Here is a 22433-nt window from a genome sequence, read left to right on the forward strand (position 1 = left end):
TTGGAACTGAATCGATTTTTTAAATTTATTTGCTCCCTGACTATTGGTTCACTTCCTATTAGAATAAAATTCTATTTTTCCAATTGAGCCTGCATTTTTTTAATTCTGTCCTCCAGTTTTTCGCTGCTCATATTTTCACGCATGCTGTCTACTTTAACAGGGAAACAAAAAGGAGTTAGCTGGGCGGGAAAAGTCAGAATAATTTTAGATTGCTGAATTCTCTCTAACATTTTGCGCAATCGCATTTCTTCCATCTGCTGCTCCATCACTTCATGATATGATTGACGAAGCAAGAGGTTGTGAGGATCGTATTCACTAAACACATTAAACAATAACGATGCAGAAGATTGCAAGTGCCGTGCTTTCTTTTGCTCTCCCGGGTATCCCTGGAAAATGAGTCCGCCTATTACGCCGATATCACGAAATTTTCGCCTTGCCATTTCAGTTGAGTTTACGCTTCGCTGAATATCTGCAAATAAGTTTTCGGTAGAAAAAAGCTCATAAACATTTGTATCATCCACAGGAATTGGCTGATCGCTAAGGAGTTCAAAGCCATAATCGTTCATAGCCATAGAAAAAGTGATTGGAGTAATTTTGCTAATGCGATAAGCAAGAACCGCCGCCATTGCTTCATGCACCAGCCTTCCTTCAAAAGGATAGACAAATAAATGATGGCCATCTTTTGTTTCGATCTGTTCAATCAGCAGTTCCATTTCCCGGGGTACGTGTGATAATTTTTTTTGCAAAACAAACAATGGCTTCAGCGCTGTAAGTTCAATATCTTTTGCAGTAAGGGCCTCATTAAACTTTCTTCTAAGCATCATACCAAGGTTGGAAGATAAAGGCATTCTTCCACCATCCCAACTAGGTACAATTGCTTTTGTTGCATTTGATTTTCTTACCAAAGCAGTCATTTCTTTTACCATCACAAACTCCAAATTCCTTCCTGCCAATGTAAATACATTGCCAGGCTCTAGTCTTGATATAAACGTTTCTTCTATCACACCAACGTAACCACCACTTATAAACTTTACTTTCATCATTGGACTGCTAACAATAGTGCCTATATGCATGCGATGACGCATAGCTATCCGCCGGTTTTTTATCCTGTAAACGCCATCTTCTCCCTGTTCCACCTTTTTATATTCATCATATTGTTGCAATGCTTCGCCTCCACTAACTATCGTGTATAGTACCTGTTGCCATTCTGCATCATTCATCTCTGCATAGCACCAGGTATTTTTTACCTCTTCATAAATTTCATCGGGTCTAAAACCCTCACCGACAGCCAGCGTGCACAAATATTGAATGAGCACATCAAAGCAAAGAGTTCTTGGTTCACGACTTTCAATAATATTTTCTTCCATTGCCTGTTTCAGCGCAGCAGCTTCCACTAATTCTAAAGAATGAGTTGGGAGAAAATAAATTTTACTCACCTTACCCGGTTGATGTCCACTCCGTCCGGCGCGTTGTAAAAAACGAGCGACCCCTTTTGGCGAACCGACCTGTATTACCGTTTCAACCGGTCTAAAGTCAACACCAAGGTCTAAGCTTGATGTACAAATAACTGCTTTGAGTTTTGTAGTATGTAACGCCTCTTCTACCCACAACCTGATTTCCTGTTCTATGCTTCCATGATGCAAGGCAATGGCACCAGCAAGGTCCGGAGCAATTTCAAGTATTTTTTGATACCACCTTTCGCTCATGCCGCGTGTATTGATAAACACAAGAGTTGTGTTATTTGCCCGGATAATATCAACGGCTTCCTGGGCAAGATTTAACCCAAGATGACCTGCCCAGGGGAATTTTTCAATTTCTTCGGGAATAACGGATTCTATAGATATCTCTTTACGCAGCTGAGCTTTAACAATAACAGGAGAAAATGCACGCCTTTGTTTTTGTAAGTTAAGGGAGAAAAGAAGGACATCTTTGGCCTGTTCCAGATTTCCTATAGTCGCACTGATGCCCCAAATAGAGAGCTGAAAGTTGATAGAAGGATACTGCTTTTCGTTGTTCACTGTTCGTTGTTCGCTCCTTACTTCCAACTTCCTGCACACTCCAACTATTCTCGATAACGCTAACTCAACCTGTACACCGCGCTTGCTTCCCAGCAATTCGTGCCATTCGTCTACTGCTATTATTTGTAAAGTAGAAAAAATGTCTTCATAATCTTTCTGGCCCAGAAGTAAATGAAGACTTTCGGGAGTTATGATAAGAGCTTCGGGCATGCTCCTTTTTTGTCTTTGCCGCTCATTTATATCGGTATCGCCGTTTCTAATTCCTATTTGCCAGCTCATGCCGAGTTCCTGGATCACTTCCTCCATTGCCCGGGAAATGTCTTTTCCCAATGCGCGTAACGGCGTTATCCAAAGCAATTGAATGCCATTTTTCTTTTTGGCTTTATAATCTTTCGGATGCTGATTTATGAAATTGATCAGAGCACCGAGAAATACTGAAAATGTTTTTCCGAAACCTGTGGGTGCATTTACGACTCCGCTGTTACTTATGTGCAGTTGTTCCCATGTCTCTTCCTGAAATGGAAAAGGTGTCAGGCCTTTTGAAGCCAGCCATTCAATAATAACTTCATATCCTTTTGTTTCCTGAAGTTTCAACTACTTAAATTTAATAATGCTTTAATTGTTCTCTCTGCTCTTCTATGATTGCGGTTTTGTGCCATACACCTCCAACATCTTCTTTAAATCTTCCAAAGTGTTTATTTCGTCTGGCTTTTTATCTTTTCTCCACCTGTTGATCCTTGGAAAACGAAGCGCCACTCCGCTTTTATGGCGATTGCTTGCTGCAATTCCTTCAAAGGCAATTTCAAAAACCAGCTCGGGCTTCACAGTTCTTACCGGACCAAATTTCTCAAGCGAATTTCTTTTTACAAACGAATCTACTTCCGCAAACTCCTTGTCTGTTAATCCGCTATAAGCTCTTGTAAAAGGAATTAATTTTTCTCCGTCTTTGACTGCGAAAGTATAGGCTGTATATAAATTACTTCGGCGACCACTACCCTTTTCTGCATAAATCATAACACAATCAATGACCAAAGGATCGATTTTCCATTTCCACCAGTCGCCCGTTTTACGACCAACCTGGTAAAGGCTTGATTTCCTCTTTATCATAAATCCCTCGGCCCCGTTTTCTCTTGAAGTTTGTCTTAATTCAGCCAATTCATTCCAGTCAGAAAATGAGATTACAGGAGAAAGGATTATAGTTGGTGTGGTAAGTGGGCGAATAATTGCCTCCAATTGTTTTCGTCGTTCAGATAACGGCTTATTGCGCCAATCTTCGTAATTGTATTCAAGCAAATCATAGGCGAAAAAGGTTATAGGAGTTTCCTGAAGATTTTTCTTTGTTACATTTTTCCGACCAATCCTTGTTTGCAGCAATGCAAAAGGCAGAGGTTTTTTATCTATACTTGGTATTATCTCTCCATCTAAAACTGTTCCGTCTGGCAACAAATCTTTCAGACAACTATACTCAGGAAACTTTTCGGTCATCAATTCCTCTCCACGGCTCCAGACAAATAGTTGGTTGTTACGCTTGATCACCTGGCCACGAATTCCATCCCATTTCCATTCGACCTGCCAGTTATCAGGATCACCTAAGTTTGCAGGTTCTTCATCTAAAGCATAAGCGAGGTAAAAAGGATAAGGTTTTGAATAATCGGTTATTGCCGGGTTTTCATTTAAAAGTTCGCCGAAAGTAGTAGTGGAAGGATCCCAATTGCCACTAATGCGATGTGCAATAACCGAAGCTTCGAGGCTTGTAAATTTCGCTAAAGCATTTACCATCATTTTTTGAGAAACACCTATTCGAAAAGCCCCTGTTATCAGTTTATTAAAAACAAATCTTTCGTTTTGGTCCATTTGTTCCCAACTTTCAATAATGAATTTCCTTTTAACAGATTCATCCTGTTTTTCTATTTGTTTGAATTTTTCTATATAGAAATATAATGGCTTGCTTTCATGTTGTTGTTCAGAAGAGATGGTCTCAGGAAGCAAAAGAGCAATAGTTTCGGCAAGATCTCCGACCGTATGATAACTTTCACCAAAAAGCCATCCCGGCAAGTCTGTAACTTCTATGCACCAAGTAATTAATTGAGTTGTATTAACAGCCCGTTTCGGCTTTCTCCCGCTAAACAGCGCTATCACCCAAACTTTATCTTTATTGTCTGCTAAGGCAAAATAATTAACAAGCGCCTCAAGTTTATCATTTGTTTTTGTGCTGCTGCCCAAGACCTTTACAAGGTTTGCAAATAACCCCAGGCCTCCACCATTTGTGGGAGGGGCTGAATCTCTCAGGTGTTCAAGTTGAATCAGATTCTCAATATCGTCTATATTTTTATTCATTTTCTTCGAAAGCCTCTCCTTCAGCAGAGTTTGGAGCGATTTTCCCGGTTTTCAATGCCTACTCTTCAGCGGCGGTTAAAGCTGTTGGACCTTCTTCTTCATCATTTCCATACTCAGTTTTTACTTCTGCCGCTTCTATTCCGTTTTCATTTAAAAACCTGCTAAATTGTGCCTGGAAACCGTGTGTTACAAATACTTTGTCTGCACCTGTTGCTTTCACAGCCTGCAATAGCCCGGCCCAATCTGCATGGTCACTCATTGCAAATCCGGCATCTACGTTTCTTCTTCTTGCATTACCCCGAACCTGCATCCACCCACTGCACACGCCAACGCTATATGGAGTAAACCTTTTCATCCACGAGCTGCCGTCCGCGCTTGGTGGGGCAACAACTACACTGCCTGCAAGTTCTTCCTTTTTTGTTTCATTGGTTACTCTTTTTACCGCAGGTAAATTCCACCCGGCCTGCATTAATGTCGCATGTATGTTGTAAATAGCACCGTGAACAAATATATTTTGTGTAACCTCTGCTATCGCCTTTAACACCCTCTGTGCTTTACCGAGGCTATAAGCAATGATTACACTTGTTCTGCCTTCTTCCTGGTTTTTAAGTATCCAATTTTGTATGTCTTTATTTATTTGTTCGGGTAATTTCCATTTATAAATAGGAAGGCCAAAAGTAGATTCGGTAATGAAGGTATTACATGGAACAGGTTCAAATTGTCCGCTGATTCCATCATCCACAACTTTATAGTCACCGCTGACAACCCATACTTCTCCGTTATATTCTACTCTTATCTGGGAAGAGCCGATGACATGACCTGCAGGATGAAAAGAAACTTTTACCCCATTTATAGAAATGTTTTCATTCCATTCAACTGTCTGGTAAGGATTGTCGCCTAAACGAAGCTGAAGTATTGGCTTAGAGTATGTGTGACATAAATAAGACTTTGAGCCCCAACGGGCGTGATCGCTATGTGCATGAGTTATCAATGCTTTGTCAACAGGTTTCCACGGATCGATGTAAAACTTTCCCTGCGGACAACATAATCCTTTATCGGTAAATTCTATTAATGCCATTAATAATGAATTGGAAGCATTTAATTACACAAAAAACTCTGCCATTGTTTGACAGTAGGAAGACCTCGGGTTTAAAATAGTTTATGCAAGCTGCCCGGAAAAGGCTGCCTATCGTTGTGCGGTACAAGGGAGTGACACAACAATGTTGAGAAAAATCTTTATGCCTGTCCCAAAAGCCTGATCTTAAACGCTTATCATTATTATACGCTAAGTTGCGACTTGTCAATTTTAAATAATACTCTTGACAGTCCCGGCCTGTTTTTTAATAAAGTACAATTTCTTATTTTCAAGAAAGTCAGGCTTTGGACTTGAATTTCTTAACCTGACAGGTTCTAATTTAAATTCATTGAAAAGTGTAAAATCTTTATCATTTAAATTCTTCGGCAGGCTGTCTCTATGTTTATTAAGCAGCCGGGTAAAATGATATGTTATTTCATAACCTTTAAAAACCATATCGCTGGGGCGGCTGTAATATTTTTCCTTGTATCTTTTATTTACCCAGGCACTTAAACCAAGGTTTTGAGAATAATAAAGAAAAGGCGTTGAAAAAACTATATCAACATTTTTGCATTCTGGTTTATCAAGATCTTTCATGCCATCCCAGGTAGGCATCCCAATAGCTGTGGTCTGATAACTTTCGTTGCTGCTAAGCATCTCAACCACATCTAATCCAAAGCTTTCAAGCGGGGAGGCAACAAATACAACGTTGTTTTTTGTGCTGTCAAGACTATTTTTAAGGTTGGCAAGATTTACATTATTTGCATCTATGTTAATCCATTTGATCTTTAAAGGAACCGCCCCGGGAGTTTTGTTTTTGTCTGTTATAAATCTTTTTATGTAATCTTCTGTTGGTCCTTTTTTAGTGACAGCAAGAATAGTATTAGAAGAATAGTACTGCTTCATATGCTTGTATAAACCGTCTAGATGTGCAGGGAAAGAAGAATTGAGCAAGACAAAATACGGATTTTGAGAAACGCCGACATAGTTAGGATAAGTAGCAGAGATCAAAGGAATGTTCTTCGCCAGGGCGTTGTCAGAAAATATTTTTAACTCTTTTGTATTTGTAATGGCAGCAATTATAAGCCCTACGTCATTCAGTTCAGGCTTTTTCATCAATTCGACTAGTGATTGATGCGCCTGTTTTGTGTCATATATGCTAATTTCAACTTTTGCACCAACCTGGTTTAGGCTGTCTATTGCCATCATTACACCGTTATAAAACTCCAGCCCGGGTAATATGGTTTTAGGAAGACTCGGTTTATCTGCATTATATGAAAGCGTATCAAAAACTCCATCTGCATAGAGTGGAATAAAAACTGCAACTTTTACCGGTTTTAAAGTATCGGACTGAGCATTGGCTTTTTTAGCAAAGGCTGCCACGATACTTAATAGCAAAAGGAAGCAGTAAATTTTTTTCATTTATTTTATTAATTTGTCTCTTAAGCACAAAATTGATGCCTATTCCCACTCAATTGTTGATGGCGGCTTGCTGCTTATGTCGTAAACAACCCTGTTAATTCCTCTTACATTGTTAATTATCTCATTAGAGATATGAGCAAGAAATTCGTAAGGAAGATGTGCCCAATCGGCAGTCATTCCATCAACCGATGTAACTGCGCGCAGCGCAAGTGTATGCTCATAAGTTCTTTCATCACCCATAACGCCCACGCTTTTAATAGGAAGCAGTATCGAGCCCGCCTGCCAAATGCTTGAGTATAATTTATGTTCTTTCAAACCCTGTATATATATATCGTCTGCTTCCTGCAATAGTTTAACCTTTTCTTCGGTTACTTCACCTAAAATTCTTATTGCCAAACCTGGACCGGGAAATGGGTGGCGAAATAATTGATCGTGGGGAATTTGCAGTTCGAGGCCAACCTTTCTAACCTCGTCTTTAAAAAGATATTTAAGCGGTTCTATTAATTTCAAATGCATTTTTTCAGGTAACCCTCCAACGTTATGATGCGACTTTATGGTAGCAGAAGGTCCGTGTACGCTTACACTTTCAATTACGTCGGGATAAATAGTGCCCTGCCCTAAGAAATTAATATTTGTTAAAGACGAAGCTTCTTCCTGAAAAACATCTATAAACAATTTGCCAATAGCTTTACGCTTTTCTTCCGGGTCGGATTTACCTTTTAAAGCATCGTAGAAAACTTTTTTTCTATCTACTCCCCTTACGTTAAGACCAATCTCTTTATAAGTTTTTAAAACCTGTTCAAATTCATTCTTCCTTAGAACGCCGTTATCAACAAAAATTCCGTGCAGGCGGTCGCCTATTGCCCGGGTTATTATAGTGGCTGCTACGGTGCTGTCTACGCCTCCGCTCAACGCCATAATAACATGGCCATCCCCTACCTGTTGCTGTATATTTTCAATCGCTTCTTCAACAAAAGCATTTGGGGTCCAATCCTGCGAGCAATGGCACACGTTTACGAGGAAATTATAAATAATTTTTTTTCCTTCGGTTGAATGATACACTTCAGGATGAAATTGTAAAGCATGCAAAGGAAAACCATTTGCCTCTTTTTTTCTGAATGCTGCTACAGGTATTGAATCAGTTGTGGCTAAAATTTCAAAGTCTTCAGGTAGTGACAAAATAGAATCTCCATGGCTCATCCAGACTTGCGTATGGCTTGAAACTCCTTCTAACAGAACATCATGTTGTTTTTGAATTTGTAATTGCGCCCTTCCATATTCTCTTTTATTACTCTTTTCTACCCTGCCACCAAACTGCTTGGCTGTAAGCTGTGCTCCATAACAAACGCCTAAAACCGGCAATTGTTCATTAAACTTTTTTACATCTACTACCGGCGCTTTTTCATCATTAACAGAAAACGGAGAACCGCTGAGAATGACGCCTTTAACAGAAGCATCAAATGTATAAGGTTTGTAATAAGGAATTATTTCACAATACACATTCGCCTCACGTACAGCCCTTGCTATCAGTTGTGTGTATTGGCTTCCAAAGTCTAGAATTAGAATTTTTTCGTTCATAAAAACAAATAAGAAATCAGCTTAAAGTTTGAAATGCCGCGAAGGTAATTTATTTTACCTGCTCTTCTGCTTTGTTTACTTTATAATGCGCTTTCAAACTTTATCATAACATTTTTTACCAGTCCCAATAATAAGGTCAGGAATAATCCCGAACAGGCCCCAAAACATTCAAAATTTGAAAGATACCTATCTATAAGATAATAAATAAAACAATACTTTTACTGTTGCTAAATACCGCATACCAAAACAACTAATATGAGAAGAAGCTTTCTTTATGTAATAAGCCTCGCATCAATAATTTTTATGTCCTGCAATTTTGCCGGAGAAACCGTTGAGGGGAACGGAAACCGGAAAAGCGAAACACGCAATGTTGGCAATACAAGAAAAGTAAATGTGGTTGGCGATATAGATGTGTTTGTCGGGCCAGGTGCGCCATCAGTTACAGTAGAAGGAGATGAAAATATACTTCAATTTATAGAAACCCGCACAGAAGATGATTGGCTGAATATAAAAACAAGGGACCATATAAATATACACTCTACAAACCCTGTAAAAGCATATGTCACTGCACCCGAAATCAATGGCTTTAAAGTTACAGGGAGTGGCAACCTGACCTGCAATGACAAATTTTCTTCCAGCAACAACATGTCGTTCAGCATTACGGGCAGTGGCAATATCGCTGCAAACATTAACGCTCCCGCTGTAAACGCGGGTATTACGGGCAGCGGCAATATGTATCTGAAAGGAGAAACAAGAAATGTAGAGATTACTGTAACCGGTAGTGGAAATTATGATAGTCCTAATTTAAAAGCTGAAAATGCAACTGTAAAAATTATGGGTTCTGGTGATGCAAATCTATTTGCCGATGTTACTTTAAAAGCATCAATAGCTGGAAGCGGCGATGTAAAATACAGGGGCAACGCCACCGTTAATAAAAATATTGCCGGTAGCGGGTCTGTAATAAAGGTTCCTTAAACAACTGTGGAGGAATTTTCATTAAAAATATTGGAATACTTACAGTTAACAGTTGCTAGATCAGGCTTTATGAATTAATTTTTTTTAATAGCGGTAGCAAACATTTCAAAAGATTTAATTGTATATTTAATTTTAATTAAAATTTTATTAAAATTGCATATGAGAATTAAAAGCGGTTAATCTAATCCGTAGTTGCTTTTTGCTTTTCCCCTTATCCAATTTCTTGCAGTATTACATTAATTCAAATAATAAAAAATAGTAACGGATGCTACTGAAATAGCATTTCGAATACAATCGTTATTGTACAATTCTATTAAAAAACATGGAGAATAATCACAGGATACTTTATGCTGAAGATGAACCAAAGTTAGGACAAGTCGTTCAGGAGGAACTTACCAGACAAGGATATCAAACAGATGTAGCATTTGATGGACTTGTAGCAGAAAAATTATTTGAGGAGCACAATTATTCTTTAATATTACTGGATGTAAACCTTCCATATAAAAATGGTTTGGCACTATGTAAGGAATTTAGAAAAGCTAAAAAAGAAATTCCTATAATCATGCTTACAGCCCATGGAGAGTTACAGGATAAGATGGACGCTTTTAATCTTGGTGCAGACGATTATATTGTAAAACCATTTCATTTAAACGAGCTTCTTGCCAGGATTAAAGTTTTTTTAAAAAGATATGATTCTGCTGAACAAAGTGAAAAAATGTCAATAGCCGATTTAGAAATTGATTTTATAAATAAAACAGTAACCCGGGCAAAAAAACCAATTAATTTAACCTCGAAAGAATTTGCATTACTTGCGCTTCTGATAAAGTCAAAAGGAAAAGTAATATCAAAACAGGAAATCCTGGAAAAGGTATGGGGATTAAGTTTTGATACTGGTACTAATACGCTCGAAGTTTATATAAGTTTTCTAAGAAATAAAATTGATAAACCTTTTATCGATAAACTTATTCATACAAAAGCCGGGTTTGGCTATTTTATAAAGGAACTATAGTTACATGAATTTAAAAGTACGGATCGCCCTTTTATTTACCTTATCGGTGTTCATTATTTTATTGGTTTCAGCCGTATCCGTATACTTATTAAATGAGAAATTCAGAAAAGAAGAATTTATAAAACGGCTTACTACAGAAGCGAAAGAAAGCGGACAAATATTTTTTAGTGAATCTAAGCCTTCCCCCGGTGATAGTTTGCGCTTGCTTCAAAATGCCGTAAATTCTTTGCCCCAAGAAAATCTTTTCATTTACGACTCAGCTTTCCATCTTCTATATTCGACTCCCGGAAGCCATATTCCGAAAATTTCTGCTGAAACATTTAATAAAGCCAGACAGGATAAACAATTTTCTTATACTGATAAAGAGCGTGAAGTAGTATTGTTGAGTATAGAAGGAAATCATTATTACGCAGTCGCCTCGGCTCTTGATGTTTTCGGTAATCGAAAAAGCGACAATTTAAAGGCACTTCTCATTCTCTCAATCCTAGGTGGCATTCTTTTGTCAGGCTTACTGGCATTCTTCCTTGTTAAGCAAGCAATAAGGCCTCTTGAAAAACTTAAGCTGCAGATAGAAACAATAAATGAACAAAATCTTAAAGAAAGGATATTTATTGGCAGAAGCAATGATGAAGTCTCGCAAATAGCTAAAAAATTCAATGCAATGCTCGATCGTCTGGAACTGGCATTTGAGCAACAAAAAAGCTTTGTTCATCATGCCTCTCATGAACTTAGAACTCCTCTTGCTACCATGCTTGCACAAACAGAAGCGGCTTTGAACAAAATATTATATATAGAAGATTATCGCAGGATTTTATACTCTTTAAGGGAAGAGCAGCAATACCTGATAGATTTGACAAATTCATTGTTAACCCTATCTCGTTACGAAAAAATGACTTCTCAAAAAGATTGGTTGCCTGTGAGAATAGATGAAATTTTATTTGAAATGGCAGACTTGGTGAAGCAGGAATGGCTTTATGCTACGATAAATATAGATTTTGATACAGTTTTTGACAACGAGAATCATTTAACTGTTATAGGTAATGAATCCCTAATAAAGTCAGCGATAATGAATTTAATAAAGAATGCAATCCAGTATTCTAAAGACCAGGGTGTAAAAATTACTATTGATGGTGCAAATACAGGAATTATTTTACACTTCGATAATATAGGAAAGCGATTATCGCCTGAAGAGCAAGCAAATTTATTTATTCCGTTTTTCCGCGGAGAAAACTCGAAGTACAAAAAGGGATATGGACTTGGATTGTCAATTGTAAAAAAAATAGTGAATGTACATGGAGGCACAATAAGCTATCATTCTTTAGCAACTGACATAAACAGGTTCAGCATATTTCTACCTGCACAAACAGCATAAAAAAACCTGCAAAAAAATTACAGGTTTGTACTTCTTTTATGTTTACTGCAAATTAAACGGCTGCGGCTGCAGGAACTTTCTTAGATAATTTACTTTTTAAGTTAGCTGCTTTGTTTTTATGTATAACTCCACGCTTAGCCAACTTATCAATCATAGAAGCCACATCAGGCAATTTTTCAGTATAAGCACTCGTTTCAGTGATTTCTTTTAGATCACGTATAGCATTACGAGTTGTTTTGCCATAGTAACGGTTACGATCTCTACGCTTTGCTGCCTGGCGCACATCTTTCTTTGTAGCTTTATGGTTTGCCATAATTTTCTTTTTAAGGTCGGCAAAGGTAGGTTTAAAATTATAAAGAATACAACATTTAGAGATATTTTTTAAAATTATTTATGCTTTCTCTTATTTTATTGTGTGTATAACCAATAAAATTTCTCCTGACTTTGAAATAATAAATGCCACAAAAAGTAAGATTATGGCATTTATTATTAGGTTATTAAATCAGCTATTCATTATGCTATCTCATCTGCATGCGCCGGTACAAATTGTAATCCAAGCACTTCACTTGTGTAGGCTCTTATTTCCCGGCATAGTTGAGCGTCTTTGGCCAGGGATCGGCCATAAGAAGGAATCATCTGCTTCAGTTTACCCTGCCATTCCCGGGTATCAACTTTATCTTTAAAGCAACGTTTTAAAAGATCGATCATAATAGAAACTGCGGTAGATGCTCCGGGAGAAGCTCCTAAAAGTGCAGCAATACTTCCATCTGCTGCGCTTACCACTTCTGTTCCAAACTCAAGCACACCGCCCTCTTTTTCGTCTTTTTTTATAACCTGTACACGCTGGCCGGCTATTTCCAATTCCCAATCCTCCAGCCGCGCCGCAGGAAGATACTCACGAAGCGCTGCAAGACGATCTTCAGGAGACTGCCTCACCTGGTCAATAAGATATTTGGTAAGAGGAATATTTTTAACCCCTGCTGAGAGCATAGGCATGATGTTATTCATCTTAATGGATAAAGGCAAATCCATAAAAGAACCGTGTTTTAAAAACTTAGTTGAAAAACCTGCGTAAGGGCCAAAAAGAAGTTCCTTCTTTCCATCAATCATGCGGGTGTCAAGATGAGGCACAGACATAGGAGGAGCTCCTACAGATGCTTTTCCATACACTTTAGCCTCATGTTTTTCAATTACTTCACGGTTGACACATCGTAACCATTGCCCGCTGACAGGGAAGCCTCCAAACCCTTTGCCTTCTGGTATTTCAGATTTAATCAGTAACGGTAAAGAACCTCCGCCTGCACCTATAAACACAAATTTTGCTTTCAGTTTTCGCCTCTCGCTGGTTATTGTATTTTTTACATTTAGTTTCCATGCCCCATCATCATCCTTCTCAAGGTCACGTACCTGGCGGCTAAAATGAAGGGCAACGCCTTCTTGTTTTTTTAAATGATCAAACATGCACCTGGTAAGCGCGCCAAAGTTTACATCAGTTCCTATGTCCATTCTTGTAGCAGCAACCTTTTCCTGTGGATCACGACCTTCCATTACTAACGGAATCCATTCTGACAAAAGAGCTTTGTCTTCGGTATACTTCATTCCTTTAAAAAGATGACACGTAGTAAGAGCCTCGAACCGCTTTCTTAAAAATTCCACATTTTTTTCTCCCCAAACAAAACTCATATGGGGAATGGGTCTAATAAAAGATGGAGGCAGGGTTATAAAATTTTGCTGAATAAGATAAGTCCAAAATTCTTTCGAGACTTCAAAAGATTCAGCAATTTTTACCGCCTTTTTAATTTCTATTGTACCATCTTCCAGTTCTGGTGTATAATTTAATTCACAAAACGCAGAGTGTCCTGTTCCTGCATTATTCCATGCGTCTGAACTTTCAGCTGCTGCAACATCAAGGGTTTCAAAGATTACTATTGTTAAATTCGGGTCGAGCTGCTTTAGCAACACTCCAAGTGTGGCGCTCATAATACCTGCACCTATTAAAACTACATCCGGATTTTTTTCTGGTGAATTTTCCATTCTGCTCATGATTAATATTAAATGCCCGCAAAGGTAATTTTAAAATGTAAAAAACATTCTGTTCGTAATTTCGTGCCAACTGATTTTGTGTATAATCATTAAAATTCTTTTCACAACAATCTTAAAATTTCTCTTATTTTCTTCCTGCACAATACATGCAAATTTCTTTTTATTTGTAAAAAAGATTGATTTCTTAAAAGTATTATTTGCTCAGGTACAACATTTATAAACTATCCCCATTCTTTCAATACTTTGATACGTTATTATATTTCTAATCGTTATTATAAAATCTTCAAAATCTATTTCTGTTTCTTTTTCTTAATAATCTCGCTTCTTGGATTTATGATACTAATGATTAAATTGCGCAACAACTTTTGTAACCATGCGAATTTCTATTATCACTCTTTTTTTATTTCTTTCTTTTTGTGCCACAGCCCAAAATTTTTATCTTTTTATTGGCACTTATACAAATAAAGGCAGCAAGGGTATTTATGTCTATCGTTTTAACGCCGCTACAGGTACTGCCGAGTGGGTTAGCAATACCGACAGTTCACAGAGTCCCTCGTATCTTGCAGTTGCTCCAAACGAAAAATATGTATATGCAGTGAATGAAACGCACGGAGAAAACGGAGGCAAGGTAAGCGCTTATACATTTGATAAAGCTTCAGGCAAATTAACTTTTGTAAATCAACAGTCGACGGGCGGTGATGATCCCTGTTACGTAACGGTCGGCAAGAATAACAAGTGGGTAATAGTCGGAAATTATAGCGGAGGAAGCGCTGCTGCATTTGCTGCAAATACAGATGGTTCACTACAGCCATATAGTCAATTGCTACAAGACTCGGGTAGTAGTGCAAATACCACACGGCAGGAAAAAGCACATCTTCACTCAACCGTTTTTAGCCCTAACCAGGATTATTTATTTACACCAGACCTTGGCATAGACAAAGTGAAGATATATAAGTTCAACCCTGATTCTCAACAACCATTAACCCCTGCCACTCCACCTTATGTATCTGTTTCTGCAGGAAACGGCCCCCGGCATTTTACGTTTCATCCCAATCAAAAGTTTGCTTACCTTATACAGGAATTAAGTGGAACAGTTGGCGTTTTCAAATACAATAATGGTAAACTTACTTTACTGGAAGACGTTCCCACCCATCCTGCAGGTTATAAAGGCGACATTGGCAGCGCCGACATTCATGTGTCACCTGACGGCAAATTTTTATATGCATCTAACAGAGGCGATGAAAATAATATTACTATTTTTTCAATAAATCCGCAAACGGGCAGACTAAAACTTAAAGGTTATCAATCTACCCTGGGAAAAACTCCGCGCAACTTTATCATTGACCCCACTGGTAATTATTTATTGGTTGCCAACCAAGACACTGATAATGTTGTCATTTTTAAAAGAAACAAACAAACAGGACTACTTAAGGCAACAGGCAAGCAAATTGAAGTATCAATGCCAGTATGTTTGCAATTGCTAAAGCAAGGCGAATAACACTCACTATGTTTTAAAATGACAATAAAAGTTGGGTAAGGCGTCCGACTATGTACTGAATTACCTTTATGGTGGAGGTATAAATTTTGAATGGTTGTGAGTATGATACTACCACAACCCTTTATCGAGGCTACCCAGGATATAAATGCAGTCATAGAAACGCCAAAAGGCAGCCGCAACAAATATGTTTATCATAAAGAAACAGACACTATAAAACTAAAAAAGGCATTACCTGCGGGTATGGTCTTCCCTTTCGATTTTGGTTTTATCCCTTCTACCATTGCTGAAGATGGCGATCCGATGGATGTATTGGTTCTTACTGATGCTCCCACTTTTCCCGGGTGCCTGGTTGAATGCAAAGTGCTTGGAATTATAAAAGTAGAGCAAAAAAAAAATGGTGAAAAAGTACGTAATGACAGGGTTATAGCTGTACAGTTAGATTCAAGAATGTATTCATCCGCAAACAACATAGATGAACTTCCCGAGGGGCTCGTAAAAGAGATTGTTAACTTTTTTGCGTCTTACAACAATGTAAGCGAAGATGTATTTAACTCTTTAGGAAATGAGGGACCTGAAGTTGCTGTCAAACTAATTGAAAAGAGTATAAAAAAAGCATCGGACGAGAAAAAATAAAATTTATTCTAAAAAATGAATAATGGCATTAAGCGAAGACTTACAAAAGAAACTTGCCGGGAAATATGAACCTTCCACGCTGGTTGACATGAAGTATAAAGGATACGATCTGTCTTTTAAAACAGATGAGGAAGGAAATGCTATTTTGCTATTTATAGGTAAAAAAACAGAACAGGGTACCATAAAAGGAGAACGATATGCACGCACATTAAAAAAAGACAAGGACGGTAAAACTTTCAAAGACCATTGGGAACTAAAAGGAAAAGCAACTTAAAATATAAGTTGTGATCATTGGTTAACAACAAAATAATATAAAATTTTAACTTTAGCCCATGCAGTTGGAACAAGAAAATGAGAGAATCCTCCAAGTAACGCTATTGCCGTTATTGCACTAATTTTTCCAGTTCCAATTCAAACCGTTTGGGCGGCAATTGCTGGTTGAATAGCTGGTAATATTTTTTAGACTTATTTATAAAAATAGAAGCGGGAATCTCACCTGTCCACTTTTTATCAATTATTGAAAGATAATGATGAATGTTTGCATCATTTAAAAAAACTACTTCTCCTTTGTAACCTTGTTTTTTTACAAAAGCAACTAATTTTCCGGGGTCTTCAAATGGAGAATCAAGACTGACAAGTAACAATTTAACGGGTAAATTCTTTTTTGAAATAAGGCTGTCGAACCAGGGAATTTCTCTAATGCACGGTCCGCACCAGCTAGCCCAGAAGTTTACAATGGTAGGAACAGATGTAGTGTCAATGAATGACCTTACTTCCTCAGCGGAGACTCTTTTTATAATTTGAGTAACAGGACGTGTATTTTGTGCAAGGCTATAAAAAGCAACCATTAACAAAACAACTATAAAAGAAAGTTTCCTCATTTTTTTATTTTTCCTCTTCGGTAAAAATATCCTGCTCTTTAAATCCCCATTCGTTAAGCAACTGGTCACGTTTTTCAACGGATAATGATGCTTGTTGATAATGTCCTGCCTGTTCTTTTTGCCTGTAGGCCTCGTACACAGTAATGGCACAGGCAACAGAAATGTTGAGGCTTTGAATAATTCCACATTGAGGAATTACAATATTACCATCCGCTAAAGCTCTTGTTTCGTCGCTTACGCCAAAACGTTCGTTTCCAAAAACGAGCGCAATACTTTCAGTAAAATTTATGTCGTAAATAGAAACCGCATTTGAAGCAAGATGTGTTGCTAATATTTTGGCATAGTAATTACGTAATTCCTTAAAGCAATCTGACGGATTGGTAAAATGGTGTACTGTCAACCATTTTTTTGCACTGCTACCGCTTCTGAATCCCCATTTTTTCTTTGGCGGAATCCTGTTATTTATTATGTAAATGTCTTGAATTCCTACTGAATCGCATGTTCTCATTACCGCTGCTTCATTATGTGGATCGAACACATTTTCCAAAACAACCGTAAGATTATTCTGACGCTTTTGTAAAACGGATAATAATTTATTTCTCCTCTCTGGTGTCATTTATCCTTACAATTTTATTCAAAGGTGTGATGACAGCTATATTAACTCCAAAAAAATCTAAATTGTAATCAGATCAGGCTTGGCTTAAAATTATAGAAGATCTATAAACTTTGGGTCTAATAACCATATCTATCAATTCCTTTTACATTTAGAATAATTACATAATGGAAGCTGAATAAAGTTATTGGGTAAAAGTGTGCGACGCAACAAAAGATACATTTATATTCTGGTGATGACTACAAAAAGTTCCTAACGCAACTGTCTATTCCACTATAAGTTGTTTTATTTTTTTCCAGTCTCCTACAATCCAAACCACGTCATCCCATTGAAATACAGTTGTGGAGTCCGGATTTAAAATCCTGTTTCCATCTCTTTCTATGCCCACTACCAGTCCCGATGTCTGTTCGCGTATTTTTGAACCTCTAATTGTTTTTCCGCGAAGACGGCTATGATTATCTACAATTATTTTGTGCAATGAAACAGGATTTTTGTCAGTGGCAGACTCGGGAGTTTTAGCAACGGGGTCAATAATATATCGGAAAGTCTGCAACTGTTCATCAGTAGCAATAACGGCTATTTTATCATAAGGAAACAGCATTTCAAATTTTGTAGGAACATCGATTGTTTTTTTGCCTCTTTCAATACTGGCAAGGTTAACACCGTACTTTTCACGCCATTGAAGTTCTTCAAGTGGCTTGCCAATGAAAATGGCCTCCGGGCTTATGACAAAATAGGCAAGATGAGCATCCCACGGTGAAATAGTACTTTTCTCATCTGTTCCTTCAATCATACTTCTTGCATTAAGATTTCTTAAAAAACGATGTTCTATACGCGAATAAAAGTATTGCAACCTTCTTGAAAAAATGACAAGAACTATTACCATAACAACTACAGCCACGGCAAAGGCGATTAATGGTCGAAACAACTGTACAAGCAAGAAAAATAAATAAACAACAGCCAAAACGTTTCGTATTATTTCAAGTATTACAAGAGGGCCCCTGTTGTATTTCTTATCGAGCCATAGAGTAGTGTAGGCGCTTTTGTGTATCTTTTTTATAGTAAGTGCCCAGATAAAGGGAGATGTTATTAACAGCGTTATGATAGTGGTTATGATAAGTGCGAGGAATCGGTTTTTTATTTCATTTATTATTAATGCTGATAAAAACCGGGTGGATAATAATATGAAAGCGATGATTATGACGGAATTAGTAATAACAACTAAAAGATAAGACTGCAAAAAGACTTTCCAGTCACTTTCTGCCTGTATAGTTTGCGCTCCTGCGCTGTACCTGTTTAGCCGGGCCTGCCATTTATTAGGCAGCATCTTTTCGAGCTTTACATAAAAAGGGTCTGCTAAACGGATTAGATAAGGGGTTGTAAAAGTGGTGATAACTGAAACACCTACCGCTATAGGATACAGATAATCATTGATCACGTGCAGCGAAAGCCCTAAGGTTGCGATGATAAAAGAAAATTCTCCGATTTGTGCAAGACTCATACCTGCCTGTACAGATTGACGTAAAGGCTGGCCTGCCAGTAATGATCCGATAGTTACAAAAATGGTTTTACCAAATATAACAACGAGAGTTAAAATAAATACAGGTATAGCAAATTTCACTAAAAGAGCAGGATTAATTAACATCCCTACCGACACAAAAAATACAGCGCCAAAAAGATCTTTTACAGATTTTACGAGCGACTCTATTTTTTCCGCCTGTGGAGTTTCTGCCAGTATAGAGCCCATTATAAACGCCCCCAAAGGTGCAGAAAAACCGGCCTGTGTTGCCAGCACTACCATTAAAAAACAAAGACCGACCGATACAATGATCATCGTCTCATCACCCATTAATTTTTTACCCGCCTTTAACAGGCCCGGCAACACGAATATGCCGGAGAGAAACCATAAACATAAAAAGAAGGCTAATTTTAGCAAAGCCATCAGTAGCTCACTTCCCTGCACATTATTTTTTACAGAAACAGTTGAGAGAATAACCAAAAGCATAACGGCAACAAGATCTTCAATAACCAATATGCCCATAACTGCTCCGGCAAACTTGCGGTCCTTAACTTTTAATTCATCAAATGCTTTTATTATAATTGTTGTAGAAGAAATGGCGATAATCCCTCCCAGGAAAATACTATCCATTTTAGTCCATCCCAGCAAGCGTCCGGCAAGAAACCCAACACATGTCATACAGGTAACTTCAAAAATACCTGTAATTGAAGAGTTACCTCCTACCCTCGCCAGTTTCTTAAAACTAAATTCAAGGCCAAGGCTAAACAATAAGAAGATGACACCTATGTCTGCCCACAGACGCACGCCCTCAATGTCAGAAATATTAGGAAGTAAAGAGAAGTTTGGACCAACAAGCAAGCCTGTAATAATGTAACCTAACACAACAGGTTGTTTCAACCATTTAAATACCAGTGAGGTTACAGCAGCGCAACACAGTATTAATGCGAGGTCTTGTATTAATGTAGGCAGGTGACCCATAAATCAGGTAGTCAGTTTTTACAATATTGGTAATTTTTCTGATAACGGAAAAATTATTTACACTGACTTTAAAAGCTGCTTCCTTTTCTTCTTTTAACAGCTATATATATGCTAATAACCCCTTGTTCCGGGGGTATAGTGGCTGATAACTAAGTCCCTGGTCGCTTAAAACCGGTCTCTTCCCTTGTCCCAAACAGAGATTTTCTTTACCTCCGTGGGAACTTTCCCAACATTTTACGATCTGCTTCAATGACTCTTCCAATAAATCAGAATATATCACAACAAATTGTTTTTAAGCTACTTATGCTGCTAACATTCGTGTTCAGGTTTCCCGATTTTTTAAAAAAATTGTTATTGGAACACAGCTTGAGAATATGGAGAAAACAAAAAATAATAAAAAACAATAATCATGAAAAATCCCTTCCTTCTAATCGCTACAATTTTCGCTCTTTACACTACTGCTAGTTCCCCCGCAACAAACGGAGTAACTGCTACCAATACTGCTAATTATTAATCCTTTTATCAACTTATTCGAAAATATAAATAACCAACAATTTATAAATTAAATAAAGACATGAAAACTTTTTTACTAAACATTTTTATCGCTTTAATATTCACTTGTAAGTCTTATGCCGGAACTCCAATGGGTATCCCATACCAGGCAGTTGCAAGGGATGCAAATGGAAATCTAATTTCAAATAAAAACGTTTCTGTACAACTCACCATACTTGATGGTTCAGCCACAGGATCAATAGTATACAAGGAAAAATTTACTCCAACAACAAATCAATTTGGTTTATTCGCAATAAATGTTGGCCAGGGAACCGCTCTTACCGGAACTTTTAGTGCTATTAACTGGGGAATAAATTCAAAGTTTTTAAAAGTAGAGTTTGATGCTGCGGGTGGCAGTAACTATGTTAATATAGGTACTACACAAATGATGAGTGTGCCATATGCACTATATGCAGAAAAAAGTAATGTACCAGGACTTCCTGGTCCTGCCGGCCAGAAAGGAGACAAAGGGGACAAAGGGGACAAAGGAGATACTGGTTTAGCTGGAAAAGATGGTATCAATGGTATTGATGGTAAGAATGGTGTCGATGGCAAAAACGGTATTGATGGTGCAAAAGGAGATAAAGGAGAAACCGGTGCTCAAGGACTAAAAGGTGACAAAGGCGATACTGGTGAAAAAGGTGAAACGGGTGCTCAGGGCATTCAAGGTTTAAAAGGCGACAAAGGAGATACTGGCGAAAAAGGTGAACAAGGTATTCAAGGTACTCAGGGAGAGAAGGGAGCAACAGGTGCTCAAGGTATTCAAGGTTTAAAAGGCGAAAAAGGTGAACAAGGTATTCAAGGTGAAAAAGGTGAAACTGGTGCTCAAGGTGAAACCGGTGCTCAAGGTCTAAAAGGCGACAAAGGAGATACTGGTGAAAAAGGTGAAACTGGTGCTCAAGGCGTTCAAGGTTTAAAAGGTGATAAAGGCGATACGGGTGATAAAGGTGAACAAGGTATTCAGGGTGAGAAAGGTGAAACGGGCGCTCAAGGCGTGCAAGGCTTAAAAGGTGACAAAGGTGATACTGGTGCTCAAGGTGAACAAGGTATGCAAGGCATTCAAGGTGAGAGAGGTGAAACCGGCCCTCAAGGCGTTCAAGGTTTAAAAGGTGAAACCGGTGCTCAAGGTATCCAAGGCGAAAAAGGTGAAACGGGCGCTCAGGGGGTTCAAGGCTTAAAAGGCGACAAGGGAGATACTGGCGAAAAAGGTGAAACTGGTGCTCAAGGCCTTCAAGGTTTGAAAGGTGACAAGGGAGATACTGGCGAAAAAGGTGAAACAGGTNCTCAAGGCATTCAAGGTTTAAAAGGCGACAAGGGAGATACTGGCGAAAAAGGTGAAACTGGTGCTCAAGGCCTTCAAGGTTTGAAAGGTGACAAGGGAGATACTGGCGAAAAAGGTGAAACAGGTACTCAAGGCATTCAAGGTTTAAAAGGCGACAAGGGAGATACTGGCGAAAAAGGTGAAACTGGTGCTCAAGGCCTTCAAGGTTTGAAAGGTGACAAGGGAGATACTGGCGAAAAAGGTGAAACAGGTGCTCAAGGCATTCAAGGTTTAAAAGGCGACAAGGGAGATACTGGCGAAAAAGGTGAAACAGGTACTCAAGGCATTCAAGGTTTAAAAGGCGACAAAGGAGATACTGGGGAAAAAGGTGAAACGGGCGTTCAAGGCGTTCAAGGTTTAAAAGGTGACAAAGGAGATACTGGTGATAAAGGTGAACAAGGTATTCAGGGCATCCAAGGTTTGAAAGGAGATACTGGCGATAAAGGTGAACAAGGTATCCAAGGTATACAGGGTGAAAAAGGAGATACCGGTGATAAAGGTGAACAAGGTATTCAAGGCATCCAAGGTGAAAAAGGTGATACTGGTGCTCAAGGCGTTCAAGGCTTAAAAGGCGACAAAGGAGATACTGGCGATAAAGGTGAACAAGGT

The 22433-nt window shown here is 38.3% G+C and carries 16 protein-coding genes; 6 read left to right on the forward strand and 10 right to left on the reverse strand.

The features are described 5' to 3' along the window. Positions 1-71: 71 nt before the first annotated feature. From B154_RS0123580 to guaA, 5 genes are all read right to left on the reverse strand, one after another. Positions 72-2612 carry a ligase-associated DNA damage response DEXH box helicase gene (locus B154_RS0123580; RefSeq protein WP_018616827.1) on the reverse strand — a complete coding sequence of 847 codons (2541 nt, stop codon included), beginning with the start codon at positions 2610-2612 and terminating at the stop codon, positions 72-74. 42 nt (positions 2613-2654) lie between these two features. Next, complete coding sequence (locus tag B154_RS0123585; protein ID WP_018616828.1) at positions 2655-4355, reverse strand: ATP-dependent DNA ligase; 1701 nt, start codon at positions 4353-4355, stop codon at positions 2655-2657. Between the two features lie 58 nt (positions 4356-4413). After that, the gene (locus B154_RS29630) at positions 4414-5433 is read right to left on the reverse strand and encodes a ligase-associated DNA damage response exonuclease (RefSeq protein WP_018616829.1); all 1020 of its coding nucleotides are present in this window, start codon (positions 5431-5433) and stop codon (positions 4414-4416) included. 228 nt (positions 5434-5661) lie between these two features. Then, on the reverse strand, positions 5662-6852 hold the full coding sequence (locus tag B154_RS0123595) for an ABC transporter substrate-binding protein (RefSeq protein ID WP_026260387.1): 1191 nt from the start codon (positions 6850-6852) through the stop codon (positions 5662-5664). 39 nt (positions 6853-6891) lie between these two features. Next, positions 6892-8430 (reverse strand): glutamine-hydrolyzing GMP synthase, encoded by a 1539-nt coding sequence (guaA, locus tag B154_RS0123600; RefSeq protein ID WP_018616831.1) that lies wholly within the window; start codon positions 8428-8430, stop codon positions 6892-6894. Positions 8431-8685: 255 nt separating this feature from the next. Here guaA and B154_RS0123605 point away from each other — a divergent pair, with 255 nt between their 5' ends. The 3 genes from B154_RS0123605 (at position 8686) to B154_RS0123615 (ending at position 11786) form a co-directional block, all read left to right on the forward strand. Continuing rightward, positions 8686-9405, forward strand: a complete 720-nt coding sequence (locus tag B154_RS0123605) for a head GIN domain-containing protein (RefSeq protein ID WP_018616832.1) — start codon at positions 8686-8688, stop codon at positions 9403-9405. Positions 9406-9727: 322 nt separating this feature from the next. Continuing rightward, positions 9728-10414 (forward strand): response regulator transcription factor, encoded by a 687-nt coding sequence (locus B154_RS0123610; RefSeq protein ID WP_018616833.1) that lies wholly within the window; start codon positions 9728-9730, stop codon positions 10412-10414. Positions 10415-10418: 4 nt separating this feature from the next. Then, entirely contained in the window at positions 10419-11786 is a 1368-nt protein-coding gene (locus B154_RS0123615) for a HAMP domain-containing sensor histidine kinase (RefSeq protein ID WP_026260388.1), read from the forward strand. Between the two features lie 52 nt (positions 11787-11838). On the opposite strand, the gene rpsT is transcribed toward B154_RS0123615, so the two are convergent. Together rpsT and B154_RS0123625 are read right to left on the reverse strand one after the other, a co-directional pair. Next, positions 11839-12099 carry a 30S ribosomal protein S20 gene (rpsT, locus tag B154_RS0123620; protein WP_018616835.1) on the reverse strand — a complete coding sequence of 87 codons (261 nt, stop codon included), beginning with the start codon at positions 12097-12099 and terminating at the stop codon, positions 11839-11841. A 200-nt stretch (positions 12100-12299) separates the two neighbouring features. Then, on the reverse strand, positions 12300-13820 hold the full coding sequence (locus B154_RS0123625; RefSeq protein WP_211217539.1) for a malate:quinone oxidoreductase: 1521 nt from the start codon (positions 13818-13820) through the stop codon (positions 12300-12302). A 382-nt stretch (positions 13821-14202) separates the two neighbouring features. On the opposite strand from B154_RS0123625, the gene B154_RS0123630 reads away from it, so the two are divergent. From B154_RS0123630 to B154_RS0123640, 3 genes are all read left to right on the forward strand, one after another. After that, entirely contained in the window at positions 14203-15327 is a 1125-nt protein-coding gene (locus tag B154_RS0123630) for a lactonase family protein (RefSeq protein ID WP_018616837.1), read from the forward strand. Between the two features lie 102 nt (positions 15328-15429). Beyond that, positions 15430-15960 (forward strand): inorganic diphosphatase, encoded by a 531-nt coding sequence (locus B154_RS0123635; RefSeq protein ID WP_018616838.1) that lies wholly within the window; start codon positions 15430-15432, stop codon positions 15958-15960. A gap of 22 nt (positions 15961-15982) precedes the next feature. Continuing rightward, positions 15983-16234, forward strand: coding sequence for a hypothetical protein (locus B154_RS0123640; protein WP_018616839.1), 252 nt, complete (start codon positions 15983-15985; stop codon positions 16232-16234). Between the two features lie 109 nt (positions 16235-16343). Here the strand turns inward: B154_RS0123640 and B154_RS0123645 are convergent, their stop codons facing one another. From B154_RS0123645 to B154_RS0123655, 3 genes are all read right to left on the reverse strand, one after another. Next, complete coding sequence (locus B154_RS0123645; RefSeq protein ID WP_018616840.1) at positions 16344-16841, reverse strand: redoxin domain-containing protein; 498 nt, start codon at positions 16839-16841, stop codon at positions 16344-16346. Between the two features lie 4 nt (positions 16842-16845). Further along, positions 16846-17457, reverse strand: coding sequence for a TrmH family RNA methyltransferase (locus tag B154_RS0123650; protein WP_018616841.1), 612 nt, complete (start codon positions 17455-17457; stop codon positions 16846-16848). Between the two features lie 262 nt (positions 17458-17719). Further along, positions 17720-19951, reverse strand: coding sequence for a cation:proton antiporter (locus B154_RS0123655; RefSeq protein WP_018616842.1), 2232 nt, complete (start codon positions 19949-19951; stop codon positions 17720-17722). Positions 19952-22433 lie beyond the last annotated feature (2482 nt).

The sequence above is a fragment of the Segetibacter koreensis DSM 18137 genome, from assembly GCF_000374045.1.
Taxonomy (GTDB): Bacteria; Bacteroidota; Bacteroidia; order Chitinophagales; family Chitinophagaceae; genus Segetibacter; species Segetibacter koreensis.

Bases quoted from the DNA above. Each gene is read 5' to 3' on its own strand.
- B154_RS0123585 (WP_018616828.1), bottom strand. From the start codon at position 4,355: ATGAATAAAAATATAGACGATATTGAGAATCTGATTCAACTTGAACAC.
- B154_RS29630 (WP_018616829.1), bottom strand. From the start codon at position 5,433: ATGGCATTAATAGAATTTACCGATAAAGGATTATGTTGTCCGCAGGGA.
- B154_RS0123595 (WP_026260387.1), bottom strand. From the start codon at position 6,852: ATGAAAAAAATTTACTGCTTCCTTTTGCTATTAAGTATCGTGGCAGCC.
- guaA (WP_018616831.1), bottom strand. From the start codon at position 8,430: ATGAACGAAAAAATTCTAATTCTAGACTTTGGAAGCCAATACACACAA.
- B154_RS0123605 (WP_018616832.1), top strand. From the start codon at position 8,686: ATGAGAAGAAGCTTTCTTTATGTAATAAGCCTCGCATCAATAATTTTT.
- B154_RS0123610 (WP_018616833.1), top strand. From the start codon at position 9,728: ATGGAGAATAATCACAGGATACTTTATGCTGAAGATGAACCAAAGTTA.
- B154_RS0123615 (WP_026260388.1), top strand. From the start codon at position 10,419: ATGAATTTAAAAGTACGGATCGCCCTTTTATTTACCTTATCGGTGTTC.
- rpsT (WP_018616835.1), bottom strand. From the start codon at position 12,099: ATGGCAAACCATAAAGCTACAAAGAAAGATGTGCGCCAGGCAGCAAAG.
- B154_RS0123625 (WP_211217539.1), bottom strand. From the start codon at position 13,820: ATGGAAAATTCACCAGAAAAAAATCCGGATGTAGTTTTAATAGGTGCA.
- B154_RS0123630 (WP_018616837.1), top strand. From the start codon at position 14,203: ATGCGAATTTCTATTATCACTCTTTTTTTATTTCTTTCTTTTTGTGCC.
- B154_RS0123635 (WP_018616838.1), top strand. From the start codon at position 15,430: ATGATACTACCACAACCCTTTATCGAGGCTACCCAGGATATAAATGCA.
- B154_RS0123640 (WP_018616839.1), top strand. From the start codon at position 15,983: ATGGCATTAAGCGAAGACTTACAAAAGAAACTTGCCGGGAAATATGAA.
- B154_RS0123645 (WP_018616840.1), bottom strand. From the start codon at position 16,841: ATGAGGAAACTTTCTTTTATAGTTGTTTTGTTAATGGTTGCTTTTTAT.
- B154_RS0123650 (WP_018616841.1), bottom strand. From the start codon at position 17,457: ATGACACCAGAGAGGAGAAATAAATTATTATCCGTTTTACAAAAGCGT.
- B154_RS0123655 (WP_018616842.1), bottom strand. From the start codon at position 19,951: ATGGGTCACCTGCCTACATTAATACAAGACCTCGCATTAATACTGTGT.